18 protein-coding genes and 2 pseudogenes are annotated in these 19,762 nt (G+C 70.2%); 11 read left to right on the top strand and 9 right to left on the bottom strand.

Annotated features, from left to right (window positions below; translation table 11 throughout):
* Positions 1-17: 17 nt before the first annotated feature.
* From Q2K19_RS30600 to Q2K19_RS30615, 4 genes are read right to left on the bottom strand one after another with little or no spacing between them, the layout of a single operon-like run.
* Entirely contained in the window at positions 18-803 is a 786-nt protein-coding gene (locus Q2K19_RS30600) for a triose-phosphate isomerase (protein ID WP_302765710.1), read from the bottom strand.
* A 2-nt stretch (positions 804-805) separates the two neighbouring features.
* Positions 806-1,261 carry a ribose-5-phosphate isomerase gene (locus Q2K19_RS30605; protein ID WP_302765711.1) on the bottom strand — a complete coding sequence of 152 codons (456 nt, stop codon included), beginning with the start codon at positions 1,259-1,261 and terminating at the stop codon, positions 806-808.
* A complete protein-coding gene (locus Q2K19_RS30610; protein ID WP_302765712.1) occupies positions 1,258-2,991 on the bottom strand; it encodes a dihydroxyacetone kinase family protein in 1,734 nt (577 codons plus the stop codon). Before Q2K19_RS30610 ends, Q2K19_RS30605 begins: the two co-directional genes overlap by 4 nt.
* Positions 2,988-3,959 (bottom strand): sugar phosphate isomerase/epimerase family protein, encoded by a 972-nt coding sequence (locus Q2K19_RS30615; protein ID WP_302765713.1) that lies wholly within the window; start codon positions 3,957-3,959, stop codon positions 2,988-2,990. The genes Q2K19_RS30610 and Q2K19_RS30615 overlap by 4 nt, the downstream gene beginning before the upstream one ends.
* 96 nt (positions 3,960-4,055) lie before the next feature.
* Between Q2K19_RS30615 and Q2K19_RS30620 the strand changes: the two genes are divergently transcribed.
* Positions 4,056-4,787, top strand: a complete 732-nt coding sequence (locus Q2K19_RS30620) for a GntR family transcriptional regulator (protein WP_302765714.1) — start codon at positions 4,056-4,058, stop codon at positions 4,785-4,787.
* Between the two features lie 128 nt (positions 4,788-4,915).
* Positions 4,916-5,920 (top strand): 4-hydroxythreonine-4-phosphate dehydrogenase PdxA, encoded by a 1,005-nt coding sequence (locus Q2K19_RS30625; RefSeq protein WP_302765715.1) that lies wholly within the window; start codon positions 4,916-4,918, stop codon positions 5,918-5,920.
* Positions 5,921-6,156: 236 nt separating this feature from the next.
* Here the strand turns inward: Q2K19_RS30625 and Q2K19_RS30630 are convergent, their stop codons facing one another.
* Together Q2K19_RS30630 and Q2K19_RS30635 are read right to left on the bottom strand one after the other, a co-directional pair.
* Positions 6,157-6,690: a gamma carbonic anhydrase family protein gene (locus Q2K19_RS30630; RefSeq protein ID WP_302765716.1), complete on the bottom strand. Its 534-nt coding sequence runs from the start codon at positions 6,688-6,690 to the stop codon at positions 6,157-6,159.
* A complete protein-coding gene (locus Q2K19_RS30635; protein WP_302765717.1) occupies positions 6,687-7,475 on the bottom strand; it encodes a GntR family transcriptional regulator in 789 nt (262 codons plus the stop codon). Before Q2K19_RS30635 ends, Q2K19_RS30630 begins: the two co-directional genes overlap by 4 nt.
* Positions 7,476-7,604: 129 nt before the next feature.
* On the opposite strand from Q2K19_RS30635, the gene Q2K19_RS30640 reads away from it, so the two are divergent.
* From Q2K19_RS30640 to Q2K19_RS30650, 3 genes are read left to right on the top strand one after another with little or no spacing between them, the layout of a single operon-like run.
* Entirely contained in the window at positions 7,605-8,858 is a 1,254-nt protein-coding gene (locus Q2K19_RS30640) for a CaiB/BaiF CoA transferase family protein (RefSeq protein ID WP_302765718.1), read from the top strand.
* A 3-nt stretch (positions 8,859-8,861) separates the two neighbouring features.
* Positions 8,862-9,644, top strand: coding sequence for an enoyl-CoA hydratase/isomerase family protein (locus Q2K19_RS30645; protein WP_302765719.1), 783 nt, complete (start codon positions 8,862-8,864; stop codon positions 9,642-9,644).
* A gap of 5 nt (positions 9,645-9,649) precedes the next feature.
* Positions 9,650-11,083 (top strand): acyl-CoA synthetase, encoded by a 1,434-nt coding sequence (locus Q2K19_RS30650; protein WP_302765720.1) that lies wholly within the window; start codon positions 9,650-9,652, stop codon positions 11,081-11,083.
* Here Q2K19_RS30650 and Q2K19_RS33575 read toward each other — a convergent pair whose 3' ends face one another.
* Complete coding sequence (locus Q2K19_RS33575) at positions 11,084-11,599, bottom strand: helicase-related protein (protein ID WP_446839742.1); 516 nt, start codon at positions 11,597-11,599, stop codon at positions 11,084-11,086.
* Between Q2K19_RS33575 and Q2K19_RS30660 the strand changes: the two genes are divergently transcribed.
* The 3 genes and pseudogenes from Q2K19_RS30660 (at position 11,573) to Q2K19_RS30670 (ending at position 14,714) form a co-directional block, all read left to right on the top strand.
* Entirely contained in the window at positions 11,573-12,121 is a 549-nt protein-coding gene (locus Q2K19_RS30660; protein WP_302765722.1) for a TetR/AcrR family transcriptional regulator, read from the top strand. The two genes, Q2K19_RS33575 and Q2K19_RS30660, sit on opposite strands and share 27 nt — an antisense overlap.
* Before the next feature lie 30 nt (positions 12,122-12,151).
* Positions 12,152-12,535, top strand: a pseudogene (locus tag Q2K19_RS33440) (hypothetical protein); the annotation flags it as partial.
* A 1,003-nt stretch (positions 12,536-13,538) separates the two neighbouring features.
* On the top strand, positions 13,539-14,714 hold the full coding sequence (locus tag Q2K19_RS30670) for a low temperature requirement protein A (RefSeq protein ID WP_302765726.1): 1,176 nt from the start codon (positions 13,539-13,541) through the stop codon (positions 14,712-14,714).
* A gap of 54 nt (positions 14,715-14,768) precedes the next feature.
* Here Q2K19_RS30670 and Q2K19_RS30675 read toward each other — a convergent pair.
* Positions 14,769-15,047, bottom strand: a pseudogene (locus tag Q2K19_RS30675) (4-hydroxy-2-oxovalerate aldolase); the annotation flags it as partial.
* Positions 15,048-15,184: 137 nt separating this feature from the next.
* Here Q2K19_RS30675 and Q2K19_RS30680 point away from each other — a divergent pair.
* From Q2K19_RS30680 to Q2K19_RS30690, 3 genes are all read left to right on the top strand, one after another.
* Positions 15,185-16,366 carry an AI-2E family transporter gene (locus Q2K19_RS30680; RefSeq protein ID WP_302765727.1) on the top strand — a complete coding sequence of 394 codons (1,182 nt, stop codon included), beginning with the start codon at positions 15,185-15,187 and terminating at the stop codon, positions 16,364-16,366.
* An 87-nt stretch (positions 16,367-16,453) separates the two neighbouring features.
* A complete protein-coding gene (locus Q2K19_RS30685) occupies positions 16,454-17,638 on the top strand; it encodes a low temperature requirement protein A (protein WP_302765729.1) in 1,185 nt (394 codons plus the stop codon).
* Between the two features lie 211 nt (positions 17,639-17,849).
* On the top strand, positions 17,850-19,013 hold the full coding sequence (locus Q2K19_RS30690) for an FUSC family protein (protein ID WP_302765731.1): 1,164 nt from the start codon (positions 17,850-17,852) through the stop codon (positions 19,011-19,013).
* 28 nt (positions 19,014-19,041) lie between these two features.
* Here the strand turns inward: Q2K19_RS30690 and Q2K19_RS30695 are convergent, their stop codons facing one another.
* Positions 19,042-19,689, bottom strand: a complete 648-nt coding sequence (locus Q2K19_RS30695) for a TetR/AcrR family transcriptional regulator (protein ID WP_302765734.1) — start codon at positions 19,687-19,689, stop codon at positions 19,042-19,044.
* Positions 19,690-19,762 lie beyond the last annotated feature (73 nt).

Here is a 19,762-nt window from a genome sequence, read left to right on the forward strand (position 1 = left end):
ACCATTTCCCGCGCGGGTCAGCGCGGGACGTTCGTCGCGGACACCTCGCCGGCCTCCTGGGCCACGTCCGTCGCGGTGCGCAGCAGAAACAGGTATCCGTCGACGTTCCAGGCACTGCGCCCGACGAAAAGCCCGGTGACGCCGCGGATGTGCAGCAGGTCTCTCGCGTTCGCGGTGGTGACGGAACCGCCGTACAGAAGACCGCACGCCACGCCGCCGTACTCCACGTCGAGGACCTCGGTGATCTCGGCGACCTCGTCGACTGTGGGCTCCCGACCCCTCTCCCCGATCGCCCAGACGGGTTCGTAGGCGAGCAGCACGCGCGATCCGGCGGGTACCTGATGAAGAGCGGCAGCCACCTGCGAGAGCACGTGCTGTCTCGCACCACCGGCCGCCCGCACCTCGGCGGACTCTCCCACGCAGACCAGCGCTGTCAGGCCGTGGCGAAGAGTCGCCCACACCTTTCGGTTGACGGTCCGATCGGTCTCGCCGAAGTGCTCGCGCCGCTCCGAGTGCCCGATCTCGACGAGCGTCGCCCCCGCGTCGGCGACCTGCGGCACCGACACCTCGCCGGTCCAGGCTCCGGCGTCCTCCCAATGGGCGTTCTGGGCGCCGACAACGACGGGAGAATCCGGCCCCAAGGCGTCGCGTACCACGGATATCGCGGTCGCCGGGGGGACGACGAACGGCTGCACACCGGGCCAGCCGCCGCCGGCCGCCTCGTCCCTGAGCCGGGTGGCGAACGACACGGCCTCGGCCCGGGTTTTGTTCATCTTCCAGCTGGTGCCGACCCACAGGACCACGGTCAGTCACCCTCGTACGAGCAGATCGCCGCGACCTTGGCCGCGGAGGAAGAGTCGGGGTCGAAGGAGTAGGTGAGCCACTCCCTGGCGAGGCGGCGGGCCAGCTCAAGCCCGATGACGCGCTGGCCGAAGGTGAGCACCTGGGCGTTGTTGGACAGGATGGCTCGTTCGACGGAGAACGAGTCGTGAGCCGTGACGGCCCGTATTCCGGGCACCTTGTTCGCGGCGATGGCCACGCCCAGTCCGGTGCCGCACACGAGCAGGGCGCGGTCGGCCGTCCCCTCGGCGATCAGTCGCGCGGCGGCGACCGCTATGTGCGGGTAGGCGACGTCCTCGCCCGAGGCGACGCCGACATCGATGACCTCGCGCGCCCTCGGGTTGTCGGCCAGGTCGGCCTTGAGTGCCTCCTTGTAGCTGAAGCCGGCGCTGTCGGCGCCGACGACGATCCGAAGAGTCATGGCTGCTCCCGGGGCTGGTCGGTGGCGAAGTGAACAGCAAGAGCGCTGACGATCAGGGCGAAGGAAACCGCGCCCGCGTCGGGCGTGCCGATGCTGCCGTGGCCGTGGGTGCGCGCGCGGCCGAGACGCGCGGGTATGTGCGCGGTTGCCTCTGCCGCCTGCGTCGCCGCGTGCGCGGCGGCCGACCACGCGGCATCCAGTGGCGTTCCCGCTTCGGTCCTGGCCTCGAGCACCCGCGCGAACGGCACGGCGGCGTCGACCAGCGTCTTGTCACCGGGCTCGGCGCCGCCCAGTCGCATGACGGTCGCGACGGCCGCGCCGGTCGCCCGGACGATGTCATCAGGGGTCGGCACATTCTCGTCGTCCAAAGTTCCGGCGGCGGCGGTGAGTGCCGCACCCCACAGGGCGCCCGAGGTGCCGCCGGCCCGTTCGGACCAGGCCTCGGCCGCTTGTATCAGCAGTCCCCGGACACCCGCCCGCTCATCGGCCGCCATCTCGGCCGCCTCCATGGCGGCCGCGGTGCCGCGCGCCATTCCGATGCCATGGTCTCCGTCACCGGCGACCGCGTCGATCTCACCGAGGCGAGCCTCGTGCTGGAGCACGACGTCCCGAACATGGGCCAGTCCCCGCGCGACGCGGGCGGCGCAGGCCTGCGAGGCGGGCGACCCTGGCTCGATGCGCCGCGGAGGGCCGGCGGCCGCGAGTACGCGGCGGGGCTGTTCGTCGACAGGGCCGCGGTGGAAGGCGGGGGCGTCCGCCGGCGCGACCCAGTACTTTTCGAGGTCGTCGTCCAGAAAGGTTACGGTCAGTGAGAGGCCGGACATGTTCAGGCTGGTGACCTGCTCTCCGACCGTCGGCCTGACGATGGTCAGGCCGGCCTTCCCGAGTTGATGGGCGACTCGACGGTAGACGACGAAGAGTTCCTCGTATTTGACCGAGCCGAGGCCGTTGACCAGGACCGCCACGCGGCCGCTCGACCGGCTGGCCCCGGCCCCGGCCCCGTCGAGGACCTCGCCAACCAGCAGGTCCGCCAGCTCGTCGGCGCCGAGAAGCCGCTGCTTGCCGATTCCGGGCTCGCCGTGGATACCCAGCCCGATCGCCATGTGCCCCGATTCGACGGTGAACAGGGGGTGTCCCGCGCCGGGAAGCGTGCAGCCGTCAAAGGCGACGCCGAAGGAGAAGGTGGCCTCGTTGGCGCGGCGGCCGATCGCCTCCACCGCATTCAGGTCCAGGCCGTCTTCGGCGGCACCACAAGCGATCTTGAAGACGATCATGTTGCCCGCGACGCCGCGGCGTTGATCACGTTTCTGCGGCGGGGCGGAGACGATGTCATCCGTCACGGCGAGCGTGCGGACGTCGATGCCCTCGGCGCGCAGCCGTTCCGCGGCCTGACCGAAGTGCAGGACGTCGCCGGCGTAGTTCCCGAAGCCGAGGATCATGCCACCGCCGGCGTCGGCGACGCGGGCGACCGAGTACACCTGGCTCGCGGACGGCGATGCGAAGATGTTGCCGCAGACGGCACCGTGCGCGAAGCCCGGGCCGACCCAACCGGCGAAGGCCGGGTAGTGGCCCGACCCACCCCCCAGCACCACCGCGACCCTGCCGGCCGGGGTGGCCGATGCGCGGACCACCCCGCCAGGCACCGGGATGACGTGCTCGCGGTGCGCGGCCGCGAATCCTTCGAGGGCCTCCCCGGCGAAGTCCGGGGCCACGTTGACCAGGCGGGTCATCGCCGGGCTCCGAGCTTCGCCCGGAAGACGCCGCGCAGGTAGTCACGGTTGCGGGCCGACACGCTCAGCCCGTCACCGCCGTAGTGCTCCACGCTGATGGGGCCCTGGAAGCCCGCGTCGAGGGCGATCTCGATCGCGCGCCGGTAGCTGATCAGCCCGGACTCCGCGGGGGCGGGGACCGTGAAGTAGGCGCCGGTCGCCGGGTCATGGTCGCGGTAGTAGTTCTTGACGTGCCAGTAGTTGGCGTACGGGAGGGTCTTCAGGTGCATCTGCTCCCAGTCGTCGATGGGCCGGTGCAGCCGGATGAGGTTGCCGATGTCGGGGTTCAGGCCGACGTTCGGCAGGTCGATGGCCTTGACGAGCGCGACGGCGTCCTCCGCCGTGCCCAATAGGGTGTCCTCGTACATCTCGAGCGAAAGCTGGATACCGAGGCTTGCCGCATGCCGCCCGATGCGCGAGAAGCGCGCGACGGCAAGGTCGAAACTGGCCTCGTCCCGCTGCTGGTCGACGGCCCCGGGTTGGGTCCAGAACCACTCCGCGGCAAGCTGCTGCGCGGTCAGCGGCCGGTGCAGGCCCAGACTGACCACTCCGGTGCCGATGGCCGCCGCGGCCTCGACCGTACGCAGCGCGTAGTCGACATTGGCCTTGCCGTGCTCCGGGTCGAGGAGGCTGCGCCGGATGACCGAGATCGCGGTCACCCCTAGGTCCGCGTCCTTGAGCGTGCGGACCAGGTCCTCGCGCTGGCCATCCGTGAGGTCTCCCGGACGCAGCCAGGTGTCGGTGAGATCTACGTGATCGAACCCGCAGGCGGTGACCTCGCCGAAGACCCTGGCCCATTCGGCGGGGCCGGCGTCCTCGACGGGGATGCCCTCGCGAGTGCGTGCCGGGAACTGGATCAGGGCAGCGCCGATGGGCCACTGCTCTGCCGTCCAAACCATGCCTGTCTCCGATCGACGTTGCCATGTCATTGCCGGGCGGTTGCCTCATCGTTGCCCATAGATCCTGTAGGATCCATGACTATGCGGGCCATGTCCAGAGGTGCGGACGGTAGGATCTCAACCACCATGACAACGTCGATGACTTCCGATGGCGCCCCACTCGAGCCCGACCTCGGTCGGCCGGTCGAGCGACGCGCCCTGCGGGATGGCGTGTATGACGCGATCCTGGAACTTCTCCTCGCAGGCAGGGTCAAACCGGGCGCATCCCTGAGCATCGACGCCCTCGCCCGGCAGCTCGGCGTCTCCCCTACCCCGGTGCGGGAGGCGATGGTGCAGCTCGAGCACACGGGCCTGGTAACCCGGGCCGCGCTGAAGGGTTACCGGGTGGCCCCGCCGCTGTCGGCCGAGCGCATGTCCGAACTCGTCGACGCGCGCACCATCCTCGAGGTCGCCGCCGTGCACGGCGCCGTACCGATGTCGGACGCGGCGCTGCTGGAGCTGAAGGCCGCGCATTCGGACCACGTGCTCGCGGGCGACTACGTCAAGCGCATGCGGGCGAGAAACGACGAGCCGAGCTGGTCGGCCGTCCACCGGTACTACACCGCGGACTGGGCGTTCCACCGCGTGATCCTCAGCCACTGCGGAAACCAGTACCTGCTGCAGCTGGCCGAGTTCCTCTCGCCTCAGGTGCATCGACTGCGGCAGTTGCTCGGTCACGGCCTCACCGACGTGGACCAGGCTTTGGCCGAGCACGGCGACATCCTCGACGCGATCGCCTCCGGCGACAACGAGCGCGCCGAGAACGCCATGCGGACGCACCTGCTGGCCGTGCGCGCCCGCTCGCTCGCCGAGAGCTGACCCGTAGCGGCCGGGAGCCGCGAAAGCTCCTTGACTCGACGAGTTGCCGAGTAGATCCTATAGGAAACAGGGCCCGGGGCGGTGCGCGTACCGGATCTCCCGGCCGGAACGCCCAAGAGAGGAAGCAGATGCGCAAGACCGTCTCCGAGGCCCCGCCGCGGGTCGCGCTCACGATGGGCGATCCGGCCGGCATCGGCCCCGAGCTCACCGTTCGGCTCCTGGCCACGCCCGAGAACCTGCACAAGGCCGAGGTGTACGTCCTGACCGACGCAGCCGAACTCAAGGCGGTCGCCGCCGAGGTCGGCGTCGAGGTGCCGCTGACCGACGCGCCGACTCCCGGTCACGCCGTCCTTGTCGGCAGCGATCTGTCCGGGCGTCCAGTGGAGCGCAGGACTGTCAGCAAGGCGGCGGGCGAACGGGTGATGGCCGACCTGCTCAAGGCACTTAACCTCTACCGGTCCGGCATGGTGGACGCGATCATGTTCACGCCGCTGAACAAGGGCTCGCTGCATCTGGCCGGAATGCACGAGGAGGACGAGCTCCGCTGGTTCGCCAAGAACCTCGGCTTCGAGGGCACCACCTCCGAGTTGAACTTCATACCCGGACTTGTCACCTCCCGGGTGACCTCGCACATCCCGCTGAAGGACGTCGCCGCGCGGATCAACGCCGACTCGGTCCTCGCGGCCATCCGCCTCCTCGACGACGTGCTCAAGGCGTCTGGGATCGCGGCACCCCGCCTCGCTGTCTGCGCGCTCAACCCGCACGCCGGCGAGAACGGCCAGTTCGGCCGCGAGGAGATCGAGCACATCGCGCCCGGGGTGGCGGCGGCCCGGGCTCAGGGAATGGACGCGACCGGCCCCTATCCGTGCGACACCGTCTTCATCAAGGCCAGGAACGGTGACTTCGACGGCGTAATCACGATGTATCACGACCAGGGCCAGATCGCGATGAAGCTCATGGGCTTCGATCGGGGTGTGACCGTGCAGGGGGGCCTTCCCGTCCCGATCGCGACCCCGGCGCACGGCACCGCGTTCGAGATCGTCGGCAAGGGCGTCGCCAACCTCGGTCCCAGCCAGCACGCCTACGACCTGGCCGTCGCTCTTGGACGGCGCAACCGGCAGAACCGCCGATAGCGGGGCCGTACCGTCGACCGCCGTCGGCCAGCCCTCGGGATGTCGTACCGCGGCGGTCTCGGCACCGCGAACCGGCTCGCCGTCTCGGTCTCTGGGCCGGCGCCACGCATGATCCCCGGCGTGGTCGATCGGGCGGTGCCGCTGGTGCGGCAGGCGGCCGAGGACCTGGCCGGCCAACTCAGCTCCCCCGGGTCACCGGAGCGGATCGGGTCGCCGGCTGACCGCCCGGTAGGTCGTCAGAGCAGGGACGTCGCCACGGCGTGTGCCCGGGCCCGGTCGGCGTACCCCTCGGCGTTGCGCACGATGCTCGCCCGTTCCTCGGCGGAGAGGTCACGCCGCACCCGGGCGGGCATGCCGGCGACGAGCGAGCCGGGCGGAACCACCGTCCCTTCCAGCACCACCGCACCAGCGGCGACCAGCGACCCGGCGCCGATCCGCGCACCGTTGAGCACGATGGCTCCCATGCCGATCAGGACGTCGTCCTCGACCGTGCAGCCGTGCAGCACGGCGCGGTGCCCGGCGGAGACGCCGGTGCCGACGACCGTGGAAAAGCCCGGATCGGTATGCACGACGCAACCGTCCTGGATGTTGCTGCCGGCGCCGATCGTGATCCCCTCGGTGTCGCCGCGCAGCACGCAGCCGTACCAGACGCTGGCACGGGGCGCCAGCCGCACGGCGCCGACGATGGTGGCGCCCGGCGCCACCCAGGCGTCGGAATCGATGTCCGGCGTGCGGTCGCCGAAGTCGACGACCAGCGCTCGGGTGCTCACGATCGGGGCGCCTCCAGTTCTGCCATGGTGTCGGAGCGGGTGCGTCCGAGCCGCGCCAGCCAAGCCTCCGCCTCAGGGGAGCGGCCACCGACCGAGTCGCCGAGGTCGAGGACGAAGGTGTGCTGCCCGTGGTCGGCGAGCAGGCGGAGGACCTCCTGCGGGTCCCCGTGTTCCAGGGTCTCCAGGATCGCGCGGTGCCGTTCGACGTTTCCCCACAGTCCCTCGCCCGCCACCCGGGCCCGCTGGTTCATGCCCATGCAGAGGCGCATCTGCAACGACAGGGAGCGATAGGAATCCTCGAGCCTGCGGTGCCCGGCCAACCCCACCACGGCCAGGTGGAAGTCGAACGCGCGATCGGTCACCGTCGCGGCGTCGCCGGCCCGGGCGGCCTCCTCCAGCTCGCGCAACGCCGCCCGGCAGCGCTCGAGGCGGTCCGGCGACCGCACGGGCACGCCCAGCTCGACCGCCATCCGCTCGAGCCGGTCGCGCAGGGTGAAGATCTCGTACACATCGTGCAGGGTGATCGGAACGACGATCACCCCGCGCCGGGGCTGCTGCACCAGCAGACCCTCCTGCTCCAGCACCCGCAACGCCTCGCGCAACGGCGGGCGGGAGATGCCGAGCTGCTGGGTCAGCTGGTTCTCGACCACGCGGTCGCCGGGCCGCAACTCGCCGGCGAGGATCATCCTCCGGACGGCGTCCGCGGCGAGCAGCGACAGGCTCGGCGGAGGCGTGATCCGGCGCGGCGCGTCGTCCGGGCTCGTCGCGCTCGTCCTCTCCGGCATGGCGTACTCCTCGTCGCGTCGCGGAACATTGTCTTCTGTAGACAAGAGGCGACTCTACCGGTAACTTTCGGATCCGAACAGCCACTGCTCCCTCCCGACCAGGCATCCGCGCCGACCGGAGGTGGATGGATGACCGCCCAACGCACCCCGCCGCTGACCGGAGTGACCGTGCTGGAACTCGGGTCGTTCATGGCGGCACCCTTTGCCGCCATGCAATTCGCCGACCTCGGCGCTGAGGTCATCAAGGTCGAGCACCCGGCCGGCGGGGATCCCGTCCGCCAGACCGGTCCGTTCCTCGGCACGGAGAGCTCGCCCTTCGTCCGCATCAACCGACACAAGCGCTCGGTCGCCCTCGACCTGAAGTCGCCGGATACGCGTCCGGCGTTCCTCCGGTTGGTCGAGCGGGCCGACGTGCTGATCGAGAACCTCCGTCCCGGCGCCATGCGCCGGCTCGGCCTCGGCTACCCGGAGCTGCGGGAGATCAACCCTCGCCTGGTGTACGCCTCGGCGTCGGGCTGGGGGCAGGACGGGCCGCTGGCGAACCTGCCGGGGCTGGACATCATGGCACAGGCGCGCAGCGGTCTGATGAGCATCACCGGCCATCCCGGCGGTCCACCGGCGAAGGTCGGCGTACCGATCTGCGACCTGGTCTGCGGCCTCTACCTCGCCCTCGCGGTCACCGCCGCGCTGCGGGAACGGGACCGCTCCGGCACGGGGCAGTACATCGACGTCTCCCTGTTCGAGGCCGGCGCTTCCTTCGCCGTCTGGGAGGCGGGGAAGTACTTCGCGACCGGTGAGGTGGGCGGCCCGCTGGGCTCCGCGCACCAGAGCAACGCCCCCTACCAGGCGGTGCACAGCAGCGACGGCTACGTGACCGTCGGGGCCATCACCCCACGCAACTGGCAGGCCTTCTGCCATACCCTCGGGCTGACCCGCCTGCTCGAGGACCCCCGCTACGCCGACGCGTTCTCCCGGCTGCAGAACCGTGCGGAGTTGATCGAGACCATCGAGGCGGTGACGAGCACGCTGAGCACCGCGGAGATCGTCGAGCGGCTCAACCGGGCCGGGGTGCCGTGCGCACCGATCGCCGACTACGCCGAGGTGTTCACCGACGAGCACCTCACCGCCCGCGGCTTCTTCTGGGACGCCCCGCACCCGACCCTCGGGCCGGTACGCCAACTCGGCTCGCCGATGCGGCTGTCCGAGACCCCGCTGCGGCGCGCCCACGCCGGACCCGTCCTCGGCGCCGACACCCGACAGGTGCTGCTGGCCGCCGGTTGCAGCGCGGCGGAGATCGATCACCTCGTCGCCTCCGGCGCCGCCCTGACCGAGGACGTCGGCGACCCGACCAGCCCCGCCGTGACCACGACGCCCGGGAGGTAGCCCGTGTCCTCGTCGCCCGGATCCCACGCCGAACTCCTCGTGCAACGGCAGGGCCCCGCCCTCACCGTGACCTTCAACCGTCCGCGCCAGCGCAACGCCATGACCTGGGCCATGTACGACGGCCTGTACCAGGCCTGCGAACGCGCCGACGCGGACGACGACGTGCGGGTGCTTGTCCTGCGCGGTGCCGGCGACGAGGCCTTCGTCGCCGGCACCGACATCGGACAGTTCGTCGACTTCACCGGCGGAGACGACGGGGTCGAGTACGAGAAGAAGATCACGCGGGTGCTGGACCGGCTCGAGAACGTCAACGTGCCGACGGTGGCGGCCATCCGCGGATACTGCGTCGGCGCGGGCCTGGCGATCGCCTCCGTGTGTGACCTGCGACTGGCGACACCCGACGCGCGATTCGGCATCCCCATCGCCCGGACCCTGGGCAACTGCCTGTCGATGCCCACCTATGCGCTGCTGCTGCACCACCTCGGACCGGCTCGTACCTTGGATCTGCTGCTCAACGCGACGTTCTACTCCGGCGAGGAAGCGCACGCCGCCGGTTTCGTGGCCGAATCCACCGACGAGATCGACGAGGCCGTCACCCAGACCGTCGACCGCCTGGCTGGGCACGCCCCACTCACCATGTGGGCGACCAAGGAGGCGATCCGACGGCTGCGCCGGGGCCGCGTCGACGGCGACGACATCGTCGCCCGGGTGTACGGCAGCGCCGACTTCCGCGCCGCCGTTGATGCCTTCACCACCAAGCAGACGACGACGTGGACCGGACGGTGACCGCGATGCGACCAGGAAGCGAAGAAGTACTGCTGCCGGCCCTGTCCGGGGCGTTCGGCGACGACGCCGAGGCGATCCGGGTCGGGGACCAGCGGGCATCCCGGGAGGCGGTGCTCGCCGCCGCCACTGCCCTGGCCGACCGCATAGCCGGCAGCGGCGCGGTCGCGGTGTGGGCCACCGCCAGCATGGAAACCGTGGTGGCCGTCGTGGCCGGTCTGCTCGCCGGTGTCCCCGTCGTACCGGTGCCACCGGACTCCGGACCCACCGAGCGGGACTACGTGCTGCGTGACTCCGCCGCCACGCTGGTGCTCGTCCCCCCGACCAGTGCCGGCACCGCACCCCTGGCCGACGTGCCGGTCCCCGTCGCCACCGTCGACCTGACCGCCCGCTCGTCCAGCAGCCATCCGGAGCCCGCGCCGAAGAGCCCCGCGCTGATCCTCTACACCTCCGGTACCACGGGCGCACCGAAGGGAGCGCTGATCCCCCGGCAGGCGATCGCCGCCGACCTGGACGCCCTCGCCGACGCCTGGTCGTGGACGCCCGACGACCTGCTGGTGCACGGCCTCCCCCTGTTCCACGTGCACGGCCTCGTACTCGGCGTGCTGGGCGCACTCCGGGTCGGATCGCGGCTGGCCCACACCGGCCGACCCAAGCCCGACGCGTACGCCGCCGCCCGCGGCAGCCTGTACTTCGGCGTGCCGACCGTGTGGTCACGGGTCTGCGCCGATCCGTCCTCGGCGCGAGCCCTGTCGTCGGCCCGGCTGCTGGTCTCCGGCAGCGCACCGCTACCGCTGCCCGTCTACGAGCGGCTCGCCGAACTCACCGGGCAACCTCCCGTCGAGCGGTACGGGATGACCGAAACGCTGATCACCGTCAGCAGTCGCGCCGCCGGTGAGCGGCGGCCCGGGTTCGTCGGCACCCGGCTCGCCGGAGTGGAGAGCCGACTGGTCGGCGAGGACGGCAGCCCGGTCGGGCCCGACGGTGAGTCCCCGGGCGAGCTGCAGATCCGGGGGCCGATGATGTTCAGCGGGTATCTCAACCGGCCGGAGTCCAACCGGGAGTCGTTCACCGCCGACGGCTGGTTCCGCACCGGCGACATCGCCACCATCGGTCCGGACGGATGGCACCGGATCATCGGACGCGCGTCAATCGACATGATCAAGAGTGGCGGGTACCGGATCGGCGCGGGCGAGGTGGAGAACGCGCTGCTCGCCCACCCGGCGGTGCGGGAGGCCGCGGTGATCGGCGCGCCCCACCCCGACCTCGGGCAGCAGGTGGTCGCGTACGTGGTCGCCGACGCGGCCACCGAGGCGCAGCTCATCGAGTTCGTGGCCGCCCGGATCTCCGCGCACAAGCGGCCGCGGCAGATCCACCTCGTGGAACAGCTTCCCCGCAACGCGATGGGCAAGGTGCAGAAGAAGCTGCTCGCCGGCGGGTGATCAGCCGGCCACCGTCACCTGTGAAGGTGGAGGCGGAGGTGAGTGTGCACTGTTACCGTCGGCGCTGTGCCCGGCGACAAGATCCGGCAACGGGTTGGATCGGCCCGGGTGGCCCGGCTGGCCACCGTCGGGACCGACGGCCGTCCGCACCTGGTGCCGGTGTGCTTCGTCCTGCTCGGCGACGTCGTCTACCACACGGTCGACGAGAAGCCCAAGCGCCACCGGCACCTGCGGCGTCAGCCCGAAACCGCCGGCCTTGAGGCTGATCAGGAACACCGGCGCTGCGCCGTTCTTGAACTCGGTGAGCAACGTCGCGCGGTCGCGGGTGGCCCCGTCGAGGTAGTAGCAGCCGATGCCCGCTGCCTCCAACCGCTCCCTGGCGGCGTCTAGGAAGCGGGTGAACTGGCTGAACACCAGAGTCCGGTCGCCTTCGGCGACGAGATCGCTGATCTGATCGGTCAGGCATGCTGGTTCTGGAGGTGGAAGGGCATGGCACGGATGGCGCCGGAGATGCACAACGAGATCCTCGCGGCCGCGACGCGGCGTTTCGCATTCGCTGGTTACAAGGGCACCTCGTTACGGGACATCGCCCGCGACGTGGGCTGCTCCAAGGCGGCGGTGCTCTACCACTTCCCCAACAAGGAAGCCCTCCTGTTTGAGCTGATGGCCCCGGCGCTCGCGGCAATCCGGGCGCTCGAGGACCGCATCGCCGCCGCGGCCGATCCGGCGAGCGCGCAGCGGATCGCCATGGGGGGCTTCGTCGACCTCGCGGTCCAGTTCCGGCGGGAGATGGCCCTGCTGCGGGGCGAGTTCCGGGAGTTGCTCGAGAGCCCCGAGTTCGCACACCTCGAACGGTTCGCCGACCGACTCGTCGACGCGGTAGCCGGGCATCCCGAACGCCCGGCCGCCCGGATCGCTGCGCGGGTGATGCTCGCCGGGATCGCCGAGACGTCCGGCGACTTCGACGACGTACCCGACGACGAACTACGCGAGACGCTGTTGGCGCTGCTACGCGGGGCGCTCGAGCCCGCCGACTGACCATCCAACGACGTCGGAGGACACCAATTTGTGGCCACCCTGCTCTACCGGCTCGGCCGCGTCTCGATGCGCTGGCGGCGGCTCGTCGTCGCGCTCTGGGTCGTCATAATCGTCGGCCTCGGTCTGGCCGCCGCGACGCTGCGGGGCCCGACGGCGAGCCACCTCACAACGCCCGGCACCGAGTCGCAGCGCGCCCAACTCGACGGCCGGTACTCTCGGATCGAGGTCCAGTTCGCCAAAGATCTCGGCGAGGTGACCGCAGACCAGCGAACCGCGTTCGAGAAGTTCGGCGCGGCGGCCGTGATTCGCTCCGATCGGGGGTTCGCTTCGGCCGAGGCAATCGGTGCGGCGGTCGCCGCGATCGTCCTTGTGGTCACCTTCGAATCGCTGGTGGTGGCCGGGATGACCATCCTGCTCACCAGCCTCTTCTCGGGCTTCCTGCTCGCCGAGGTCAACGGAACCCTCCGCCGCCTCGCCGCCCTGCAGCCCACAGCCATCGAATCTGCCAGTGCGTCGAGCGCAGACGCCGACGGGATCGCAGCTTTCAGTTTGCGATCCAAGCCTCATCGCGGGCCTCGAGGCACGCCTTTCCTGATGATGGTCCGCTCACTTGGACTTGGGCATGCGACATGCCAGTAGCGGGCGGGAGTGGCATCCGCCCGGGCCGCCGGCAGGGACGGATACACGTGGCGCTAATCGGTTGCAGCCGACGAGTCGGAGGGCGAGCAAATTGGCCGGGGGTGGGTTGGCTCCCTTGTCTGCTTCCGCTAGAGCGTGGTCCGTTCCGGGTGCATCCCGTCGACCATCTTGTGCCCCGCAGATTGAGGCAGTGCGACCCTGGCTCGGCTCCGCACACCGGGCACGCGCGCCACTCCTGGACCGGGCCGGCGTCGTGACCCAAGATCATCGCGATCTCGCTGATCTCGTCGGCTAGTTCGTGCAGCCTCGGGTCGCGGTGCCGGACGGCAGCCATGTGGATCTCTTGAGCCGACTGTCGCGCCCGCTCCGGGTTGCGCCTTGCCGATGCGCCCGGGTCAGAAGACATACGTGGCGGCTTCCCGGGAGGGCGGGGATGAAACCGGCCAGCTCGGGACTGCGGTCGCAAGCTTCCGGTTAGCGGTGAGCATCCGCTCCCCATCCGTTCCTGCACCAGCGATGAGGGCGCCCATGTTTCGTCGGCTCGCTTCATCCGAGGCGCGGCGCTCGCGGTCGGGGCGACAAGCCATCGAGGACGGCGACGGCAACGGGGGTGAGTTTTCCGACGGAGCTGACAGCAGGCACGGCGGAGGTCGGGAATGACAGGTTTATCGCCTCCCGCCGCGGAAACTCCCCCTCGTGCTTCCTGGCCGGAGGTGTGAGATTGCCGAGGCAGGCGACCGCCGTGCGCGCCTCCGGCGGCGAACCAGACTGATGACGGATGGCTGAGCCAGGCGGCCAGCGCCTCGTACGCGAGGAGACCAGCTGGCGCCGGGCAACCATCCTCGAGCTGTTCTTCGATCTCGTCTTCGTCTTCGCGCTCAATCGGGTCAGCCTGCGGCTCCTCGAGAACTTCCACTCCGCGGGGCTCGGGTTCAGTGAGTTCGCTGGGACCCTTTTGCTGTTTCTGGGGCTCTGGTTCATGTGGCAGACCACGGCCGCGTTGACCAGCCGGGTGCATCCGGATTCGCGGCCGGGTCAGTTCTTTGTGTTCTCCTCGATGGCCGGTGCCACCGTGATGGCGGTTGCGGTGCCGCAGGGGTTCGAGGAACGGGCTCTGGTCTTCGCCGGTGCCTGGGTTGCGGTCCGGGTCAGCCGTCTGTTGGTTTACCTCTTCGCCAGGCAGGTGAGGAGCGGCAGGTCCGCACTACCGGGGCTGCTGTCGCTCGGCGGGAGCACGGTGCCGTGGATCGCGGGGGCGTTGGTGCACGAACCGCTTCTGCGGGGTGGGCTCTGGGCACTTGCGCTGGCCATTGAGTTCCCCGGGTTCGTGGTCGGCTTCAGCCGATGGGCCGGCAAACAGGTCGCCGGAGAACACCTGGCCGAACGGTTACAGCAGATTTTCTTGATCAGCTTGGGTGAGGCCGTCTTCGTGTCCGGCCGGGCGTTCTCCGACAGCGACCTCACGCTCCCGCATGGGATGGGGTTCGCGCTGGCCTTCGTCGGCATCGTGCAGCTCTGGCGCATCTACTTCTACCGGGCCGGTCTGGTCCTGCCTCTGGCTATCACCGCCGCCCGGGACCCGACCCGGCAGTCCGTGGCGGCCGCCTTGAGTCATCTGGTCATGATCTCCGGTGTTGTTCTCGCCGGGGTCGGCTTCGAGCTGTACATCATCGAGCCCACCGCCCGGCCGGGATCGAATTGGCTCGTGGCCATCCTCGGCGGTCCCGCACTCTTCCTGCTTGGGCGGGCACCCTTCGAACTGCAGGTATTCGGCCGGATCTCCCTGTCACGGCTGACCGGGCTCCTCGCCCTCGGCGTACTGATCCCGGCCGTGTGGCATGCTCCCCCGCTGGTCGCCGGTGCCGGCGCCACCGCCGTGCTGGCCGGCATCGCCATCGTGGACGCGTGGCGCGCCCGCGGGCGAGAACCCGAGCCACCCGCCCCGCTGATGTGATCCAGCGAAGACGGCACAGGTTCTTGAACTTCGCCTCCTCGGACTCAAACTTCGGCTGAGATCGAGGGCGATGTCCATGATCATGTCTTCCTGCCCGCCGATGAGCTTGCGCCGACCGACTTCGAGCAGGATGTCGCGGGCGTCGAGACCGTACTGCCGTGCGGCGGCTTCGGCGTGGCGCAGGAAGCTGGAGTAGACCCCGGCGTAGCCGAGGGTGAGAGTCTCTCGATCGACCCGGACGGGTCGGTCCTGCAGCGGGCGGACGAGGTCATCGGCGGCGTCCTGGAGAGCGAACAGGTCACAGCCGTGCTGCCAGCCTTGAACGGTGGCAAGCTCCGCGACGAGGCGTGACTGAAGGCGGTTGGGCAGCGCTCGACGCGCTCGCGTCGAGCCTGTTCGCCTGACGGCCCCCGGAGATCGAGACTACTCCGCTGGTGTTTCCCTTTTTCCGCATCGGGTAGCCGCGCCCGGTGAGGGACGTCGACGACCGGTCCACGGCGCGCCGGACGCTGATCGTCATCGGTCTAGTCCTCGCCACCCTGGTCGGGCTGGCGTTGGTGTGGCAGACCCGGCGGGTGCTGATGTGGGTGGTGGTCGCCGTGTTCTTCGCGGTGGCCCTGAATCCGCTGGTGGATCGGGTGCAGCGACGGCTAGTTCGGCGTCGGGCGGCAGCCACGCTGGTCGTGTTCGTGGCCAGCTTCGTGGCTCTCGCCGCGCTCGGGGTGCTCATCGTGGTGCCCCTGCTCGACGAGTTGGTCCGGTTCGCACAACGGGCGCCGGACCTGTTGCGCGAGAGTCGGGCCGGGCGCGGGCCGGTCGGCGAACTGCTGGAGCGGTTCCACCTGCGGCGGTACGCCGAGACCCATGTCGACCAGTTTCAGCGCTTAGGGGGCCAGCTCGGCCGGTCGACGGTCGGGCTGGTCCGTGGGACGGTGCAGGGCGTCGCCGGAGTGCTGACGGTGGTGGTGCTGGCGTACCTGATGGTGGTGCAGGGGCCGCGGATCACCGCCGGGACGCTGGCCCTGGCCGGCGGCGCCCGGGCCGAGCGGCTGCGCCGCATCGGCCGGGAGTCGGCGCGCACCATCACCGGCTACCTGAGCGGAAACCTCCTGATCAGCCTCATCTGTGGCCTGGCGACCTTCGTCGTGCTCGCGCTCACCGGCGTGCCCTTCGCCGCGGTGATCGCGCTGCTGGTCGCCATCGCCGACCTGATCCCGCTGGTGGGGGCGACCCTCGGCGCCATCGTCGCGGGCGGCGCGGGCTTCCTGCACTCCCCCACCGCCGGGGTGATCGTGTTGGTCTTCTTCGTGGTCTACCAGCAGGTCGAGAACCACCTGCTGCAACCGGTCATCATGTCCCGCGCAGTAAGGCTGAACCCACTGACCGTGCTGGTCAGCGTGCTGCTCGCCGCGGAGCTGGGCGGCCTCCTGGGAGCCCTGCTGGCCATCCCGGCCGCCGGCATCGCGCAGATCCTGCTCCGTGAGTTCGTCCCCGCCAACCGGCAAGCCGGCTCCGTTCCGGCAGAGGCCGGCTCCGCAGACCGCGCGGGGGGCGGCGGGCCGGACCAGCCGGCGGGCGACCACCCGGGGGACGGTGGGACGGCCGGCAGCCGGCACTCCGGCCACCGGGAACGGCCACCGGCCGCCGAATGACCGGTCTGACCGGCGGCGTGCCGCGATCTCATACGCCCGTCCGGTCCAAGTGGAACGGTGGGCGGAAACGGCAGAAACGGGCGACCGATGACGACGGGTAGGTTTCACGCCCTGCTGAGAAGACCTGAGCAGGGGCGGACGGCGTTCCTGGAACTGTTCTTCGACCTGGTGTTCGTCCTCGCGTTCTTCCAGCTCTCGCAGCAGCTGTTGGAGCATCTGAGCTGGACCGGCGCGTTCCAGACACTGGTGTTGCTGCTGCCCGTGTTGCATCTGTGGGCCGCTACGACGAGGTTGCTGGACGCGTTCGACCCGCGACATCCGCTGGTACAACTGCTGACCATGCCGATCATATTCGGCACCCTCGTGCTGGCGGCTGCGGCGCCGGAGGCGTTCGGCCGGCGGGGCCTGGTCTTCGCCGGTGCGTACCTCACCATCCGGCTTGGTGGCCTCGCCATCGCCATTCACGTTCTGCGTGGCCACGAGGCACAGCGCAGCGCGGTGCGGATATTTTTCTGGGTCGGCATGTCTGCGCCGGCATGGATCGCGGGTGCGCTCCTACCCGACACGGTGCGTGCAGCGCTGTGGATGACGGCGACAGTCGCGGAGTACGCCGCGCTCGCACTCGGGTTCCCCACGCCGAAGCTGGGCCGCCACGGCCCGCGTCGACTCGAGATTGTGGTCTCCGAGGAGCACCTGGCCGAACGGTACCAGCAGTTCTTCATCATCGCCCTCGGCGAGCCGATCCTGGTGACCGGACTGACGTTCGCGAACGGAGAGTTCGGGGCCGACCGCAGCACTGCGACGGTACTGGCGTTCGCCACCACGGCACTGCTGTGGCGCATCTACATCCACCGCGCCGGAGAACTGCTGGCCGGCGCACTGGCAGCAAGCCACAACCCACTCCGTGTTGGGGTCCTGGTGCTCTACGCCCATGTGATCATGGTCGCCGCCATCGTTGCCGTCGCGGTCGGCGACGAAATCGTCATCACCCACCCGCTCGGACACCCGGATCCGGCCTGGATCGCCGTCATCCTCGGCGGACCCGCCCTGTTCCTCGCCGGACGGGCCATCTTCGAGTACGGGGTGTTCGGGCGCATGTCTCTCCCCCGCGTGATCGGCGCACTCGCCCTCCTCGCCCTCACCCCAAGGATGAGGCCGGCACCGCCGCTTGCCGCAGCCACCACCGCCGCTCTCATCCTCACCGGCGTTGCCGTAGCCGACGCGCTCCGCACCCGAAGACTCCCATCCGAGCAGCCGTCACCACCCGGTTAGACGATCGCGAGCGGGCAGACAATCTAGCGGTTGACCGTGCCGGGTGCTGCAACAGCTCGCGGCCGGCATCGTGGGTGATCTGAGGCGGTCGCAACGCGATAAGCCGCCCGGCGTTGCCGGACGTCTGCCCTGGGCGCGGAGGCAACCGAAGCGCCTCCGACAGGGAGAACGGGGGGCAGGTTTGTGAGGGCCGGGCGGGGTAACCGTCGCCATGGCTGCTGACCGGGAAGAGCCGTCTGGCCGCAGCGCTGCTGCCGGGCGCGCCAAGGACCTGGCGGCGAAGACTCGGCGGCGCGGTGGCGAGGCGGGCCGGCTGAGGCTACATCTGCTTACCATCATTCTGGTCATCGCAGCGCAATGTGGGCTTGCCGCCGCCTTGTCCTGGTGGCTGGCGCACGACGTCCTGGGTCGCCCAGCACCGATCTTCGCACCCAGCGCGGCCGTCGGCACAATCGTCGCCGCCCTCGGGCAGCGCACCGTACGTACCGCCGAGCTGATGCTCGGCGTCTTGCTGGGCCTGCTCGTCAGCGATCTTCTCGTTCGCTCCGTCGGCTTCGGGCTCTGGCAGATCGGCCTGGTGGTGGCGCTGTCCATCGCCATCGCCCTGCTGATGACCGGGCGCAGTGGCGCTCTGGTCGCTCAGGCCGGCAGCACCGCTGTACTGATCGCCGTCTTCTCCCCAACCAAGCAGGGCCTCGAATGGGCCCGGATCGTCGACGCCGGGGTGGGCAGCGCCGTCGGGCTGGCGGTGGTGGCGTTGCTGCTACCGATCAGCCCGATGCGCGTTCTCGACAACGCCACCGCACCGGTCACCGCGACCCTTCACACGCAGCTTCGGGAGGTGGCACATGCACTCGCCAAGCGTGACCCGGACCGCGCGACACGGGCGCTGGACCAGCTCAGTGGGATGGACCCCGACCTCGCCCGGATGCACGAGGCCAGGGCTGGCGCCGAGGAGGTCACGGCGATCGCGCCGGCACGCTGGAAACGCCGAATCGATGTCGAGCGCTACGGGCGCGGCATCCAGCACGTCGATCGGGTGAGTGTCCATTGCCGGGCGCTGGCCCGCTGGGCCGCGACCACGCTGCAGTACCACGAGCCGGTGCCGGAGGAACTCCCCGGCGCCGTGGACAGGCTCGCCGAGGCGATCCAGTTGCTGAGGCGGGAGGCACGAGCGGGCCGCCCGTTCGACCAGACCCGCAACGCGGTGTTGAACGGCGCGCGCCTGGCCGGCCAGGCGTACGGCACGGGCGGCAAGCCCTTCTCGGACGCCGTGGTGATTCAGCTGCGCACGATGGCGAGTGACCTGCTCCGCGCGACCGGTTGTGAGCCGGAGACGGCCAACCGGATGGTGCGCGAGGCGGCCACTTCCTAGGCTCGGCCGGCGCGGGTGGACATCCGGTCTACGGGCGATGGCCGTCGAGGTCGGGCAGCGGGCGCTGGCAGATCTCGTGAGCCTCGTCGGGCGGTAGGCCGAGCGTGCGCAGCACGTCCTCGGTGACCTGGTCGGTGGCTGCGGCGTCGTCACGCTCGGGGTGGTCGTGCAGCAGTTGCCCGAGGCACAGCGCGGCGCCGGCCACGATCACCATCGCCAACTCGGGGTCGCGCACGCGGAACCGGCCGGCACGGACGCCGTCTCCGATGTCGCGCCGGGCTCGCGGCGCGAGCCCCCGGTCTGAGCCGGCCAGAGCCAGGCCGTTGTTGAGCAGGACCTTGCTCAGCTCGGGATTCCGGCGGTGGAGGCGTCCGGTCAGCCGGAAACTCTGCGCGAAGACGTGGGCCGGGTCGTCCAGGCCGACGGTCAGCTCGTCGAGGAGAGCACCGTAGCGGTCGAGCGCGTCCTCCACCGCAGCCTGGAAGAGCTGCTCCCGGCTGTTGAAGTGGTTGTAGAACGAGCCCATCCCCACGTCCGCGGCCTGGGTGAGCTCGAGGATCGGGACATTCACCTTTCCGGCGGCGAGGAAGGCCTGGGCTGCCCGAACAAGAGCAAAGCGGGTGCGGGCTTTCCGTCGTTCCAGGCGGTTCGCGGCGTGCCTGATCTGCTGCTCCATGCCGGCTCGATCACCTCTCCCAGGTCGGTCTGCACCCACTCTAACCAAGACGGGCCTCAGAGATGACGAAATC

This window comes from Micromonospora sp. NBRC 110009, from assembly GCF_030518795.1.
Lineage (GTDB): Bacteria > Actinomycetota > Actinomycetes > Mycobacteriales > Micromonosporaceae > Micromonospora.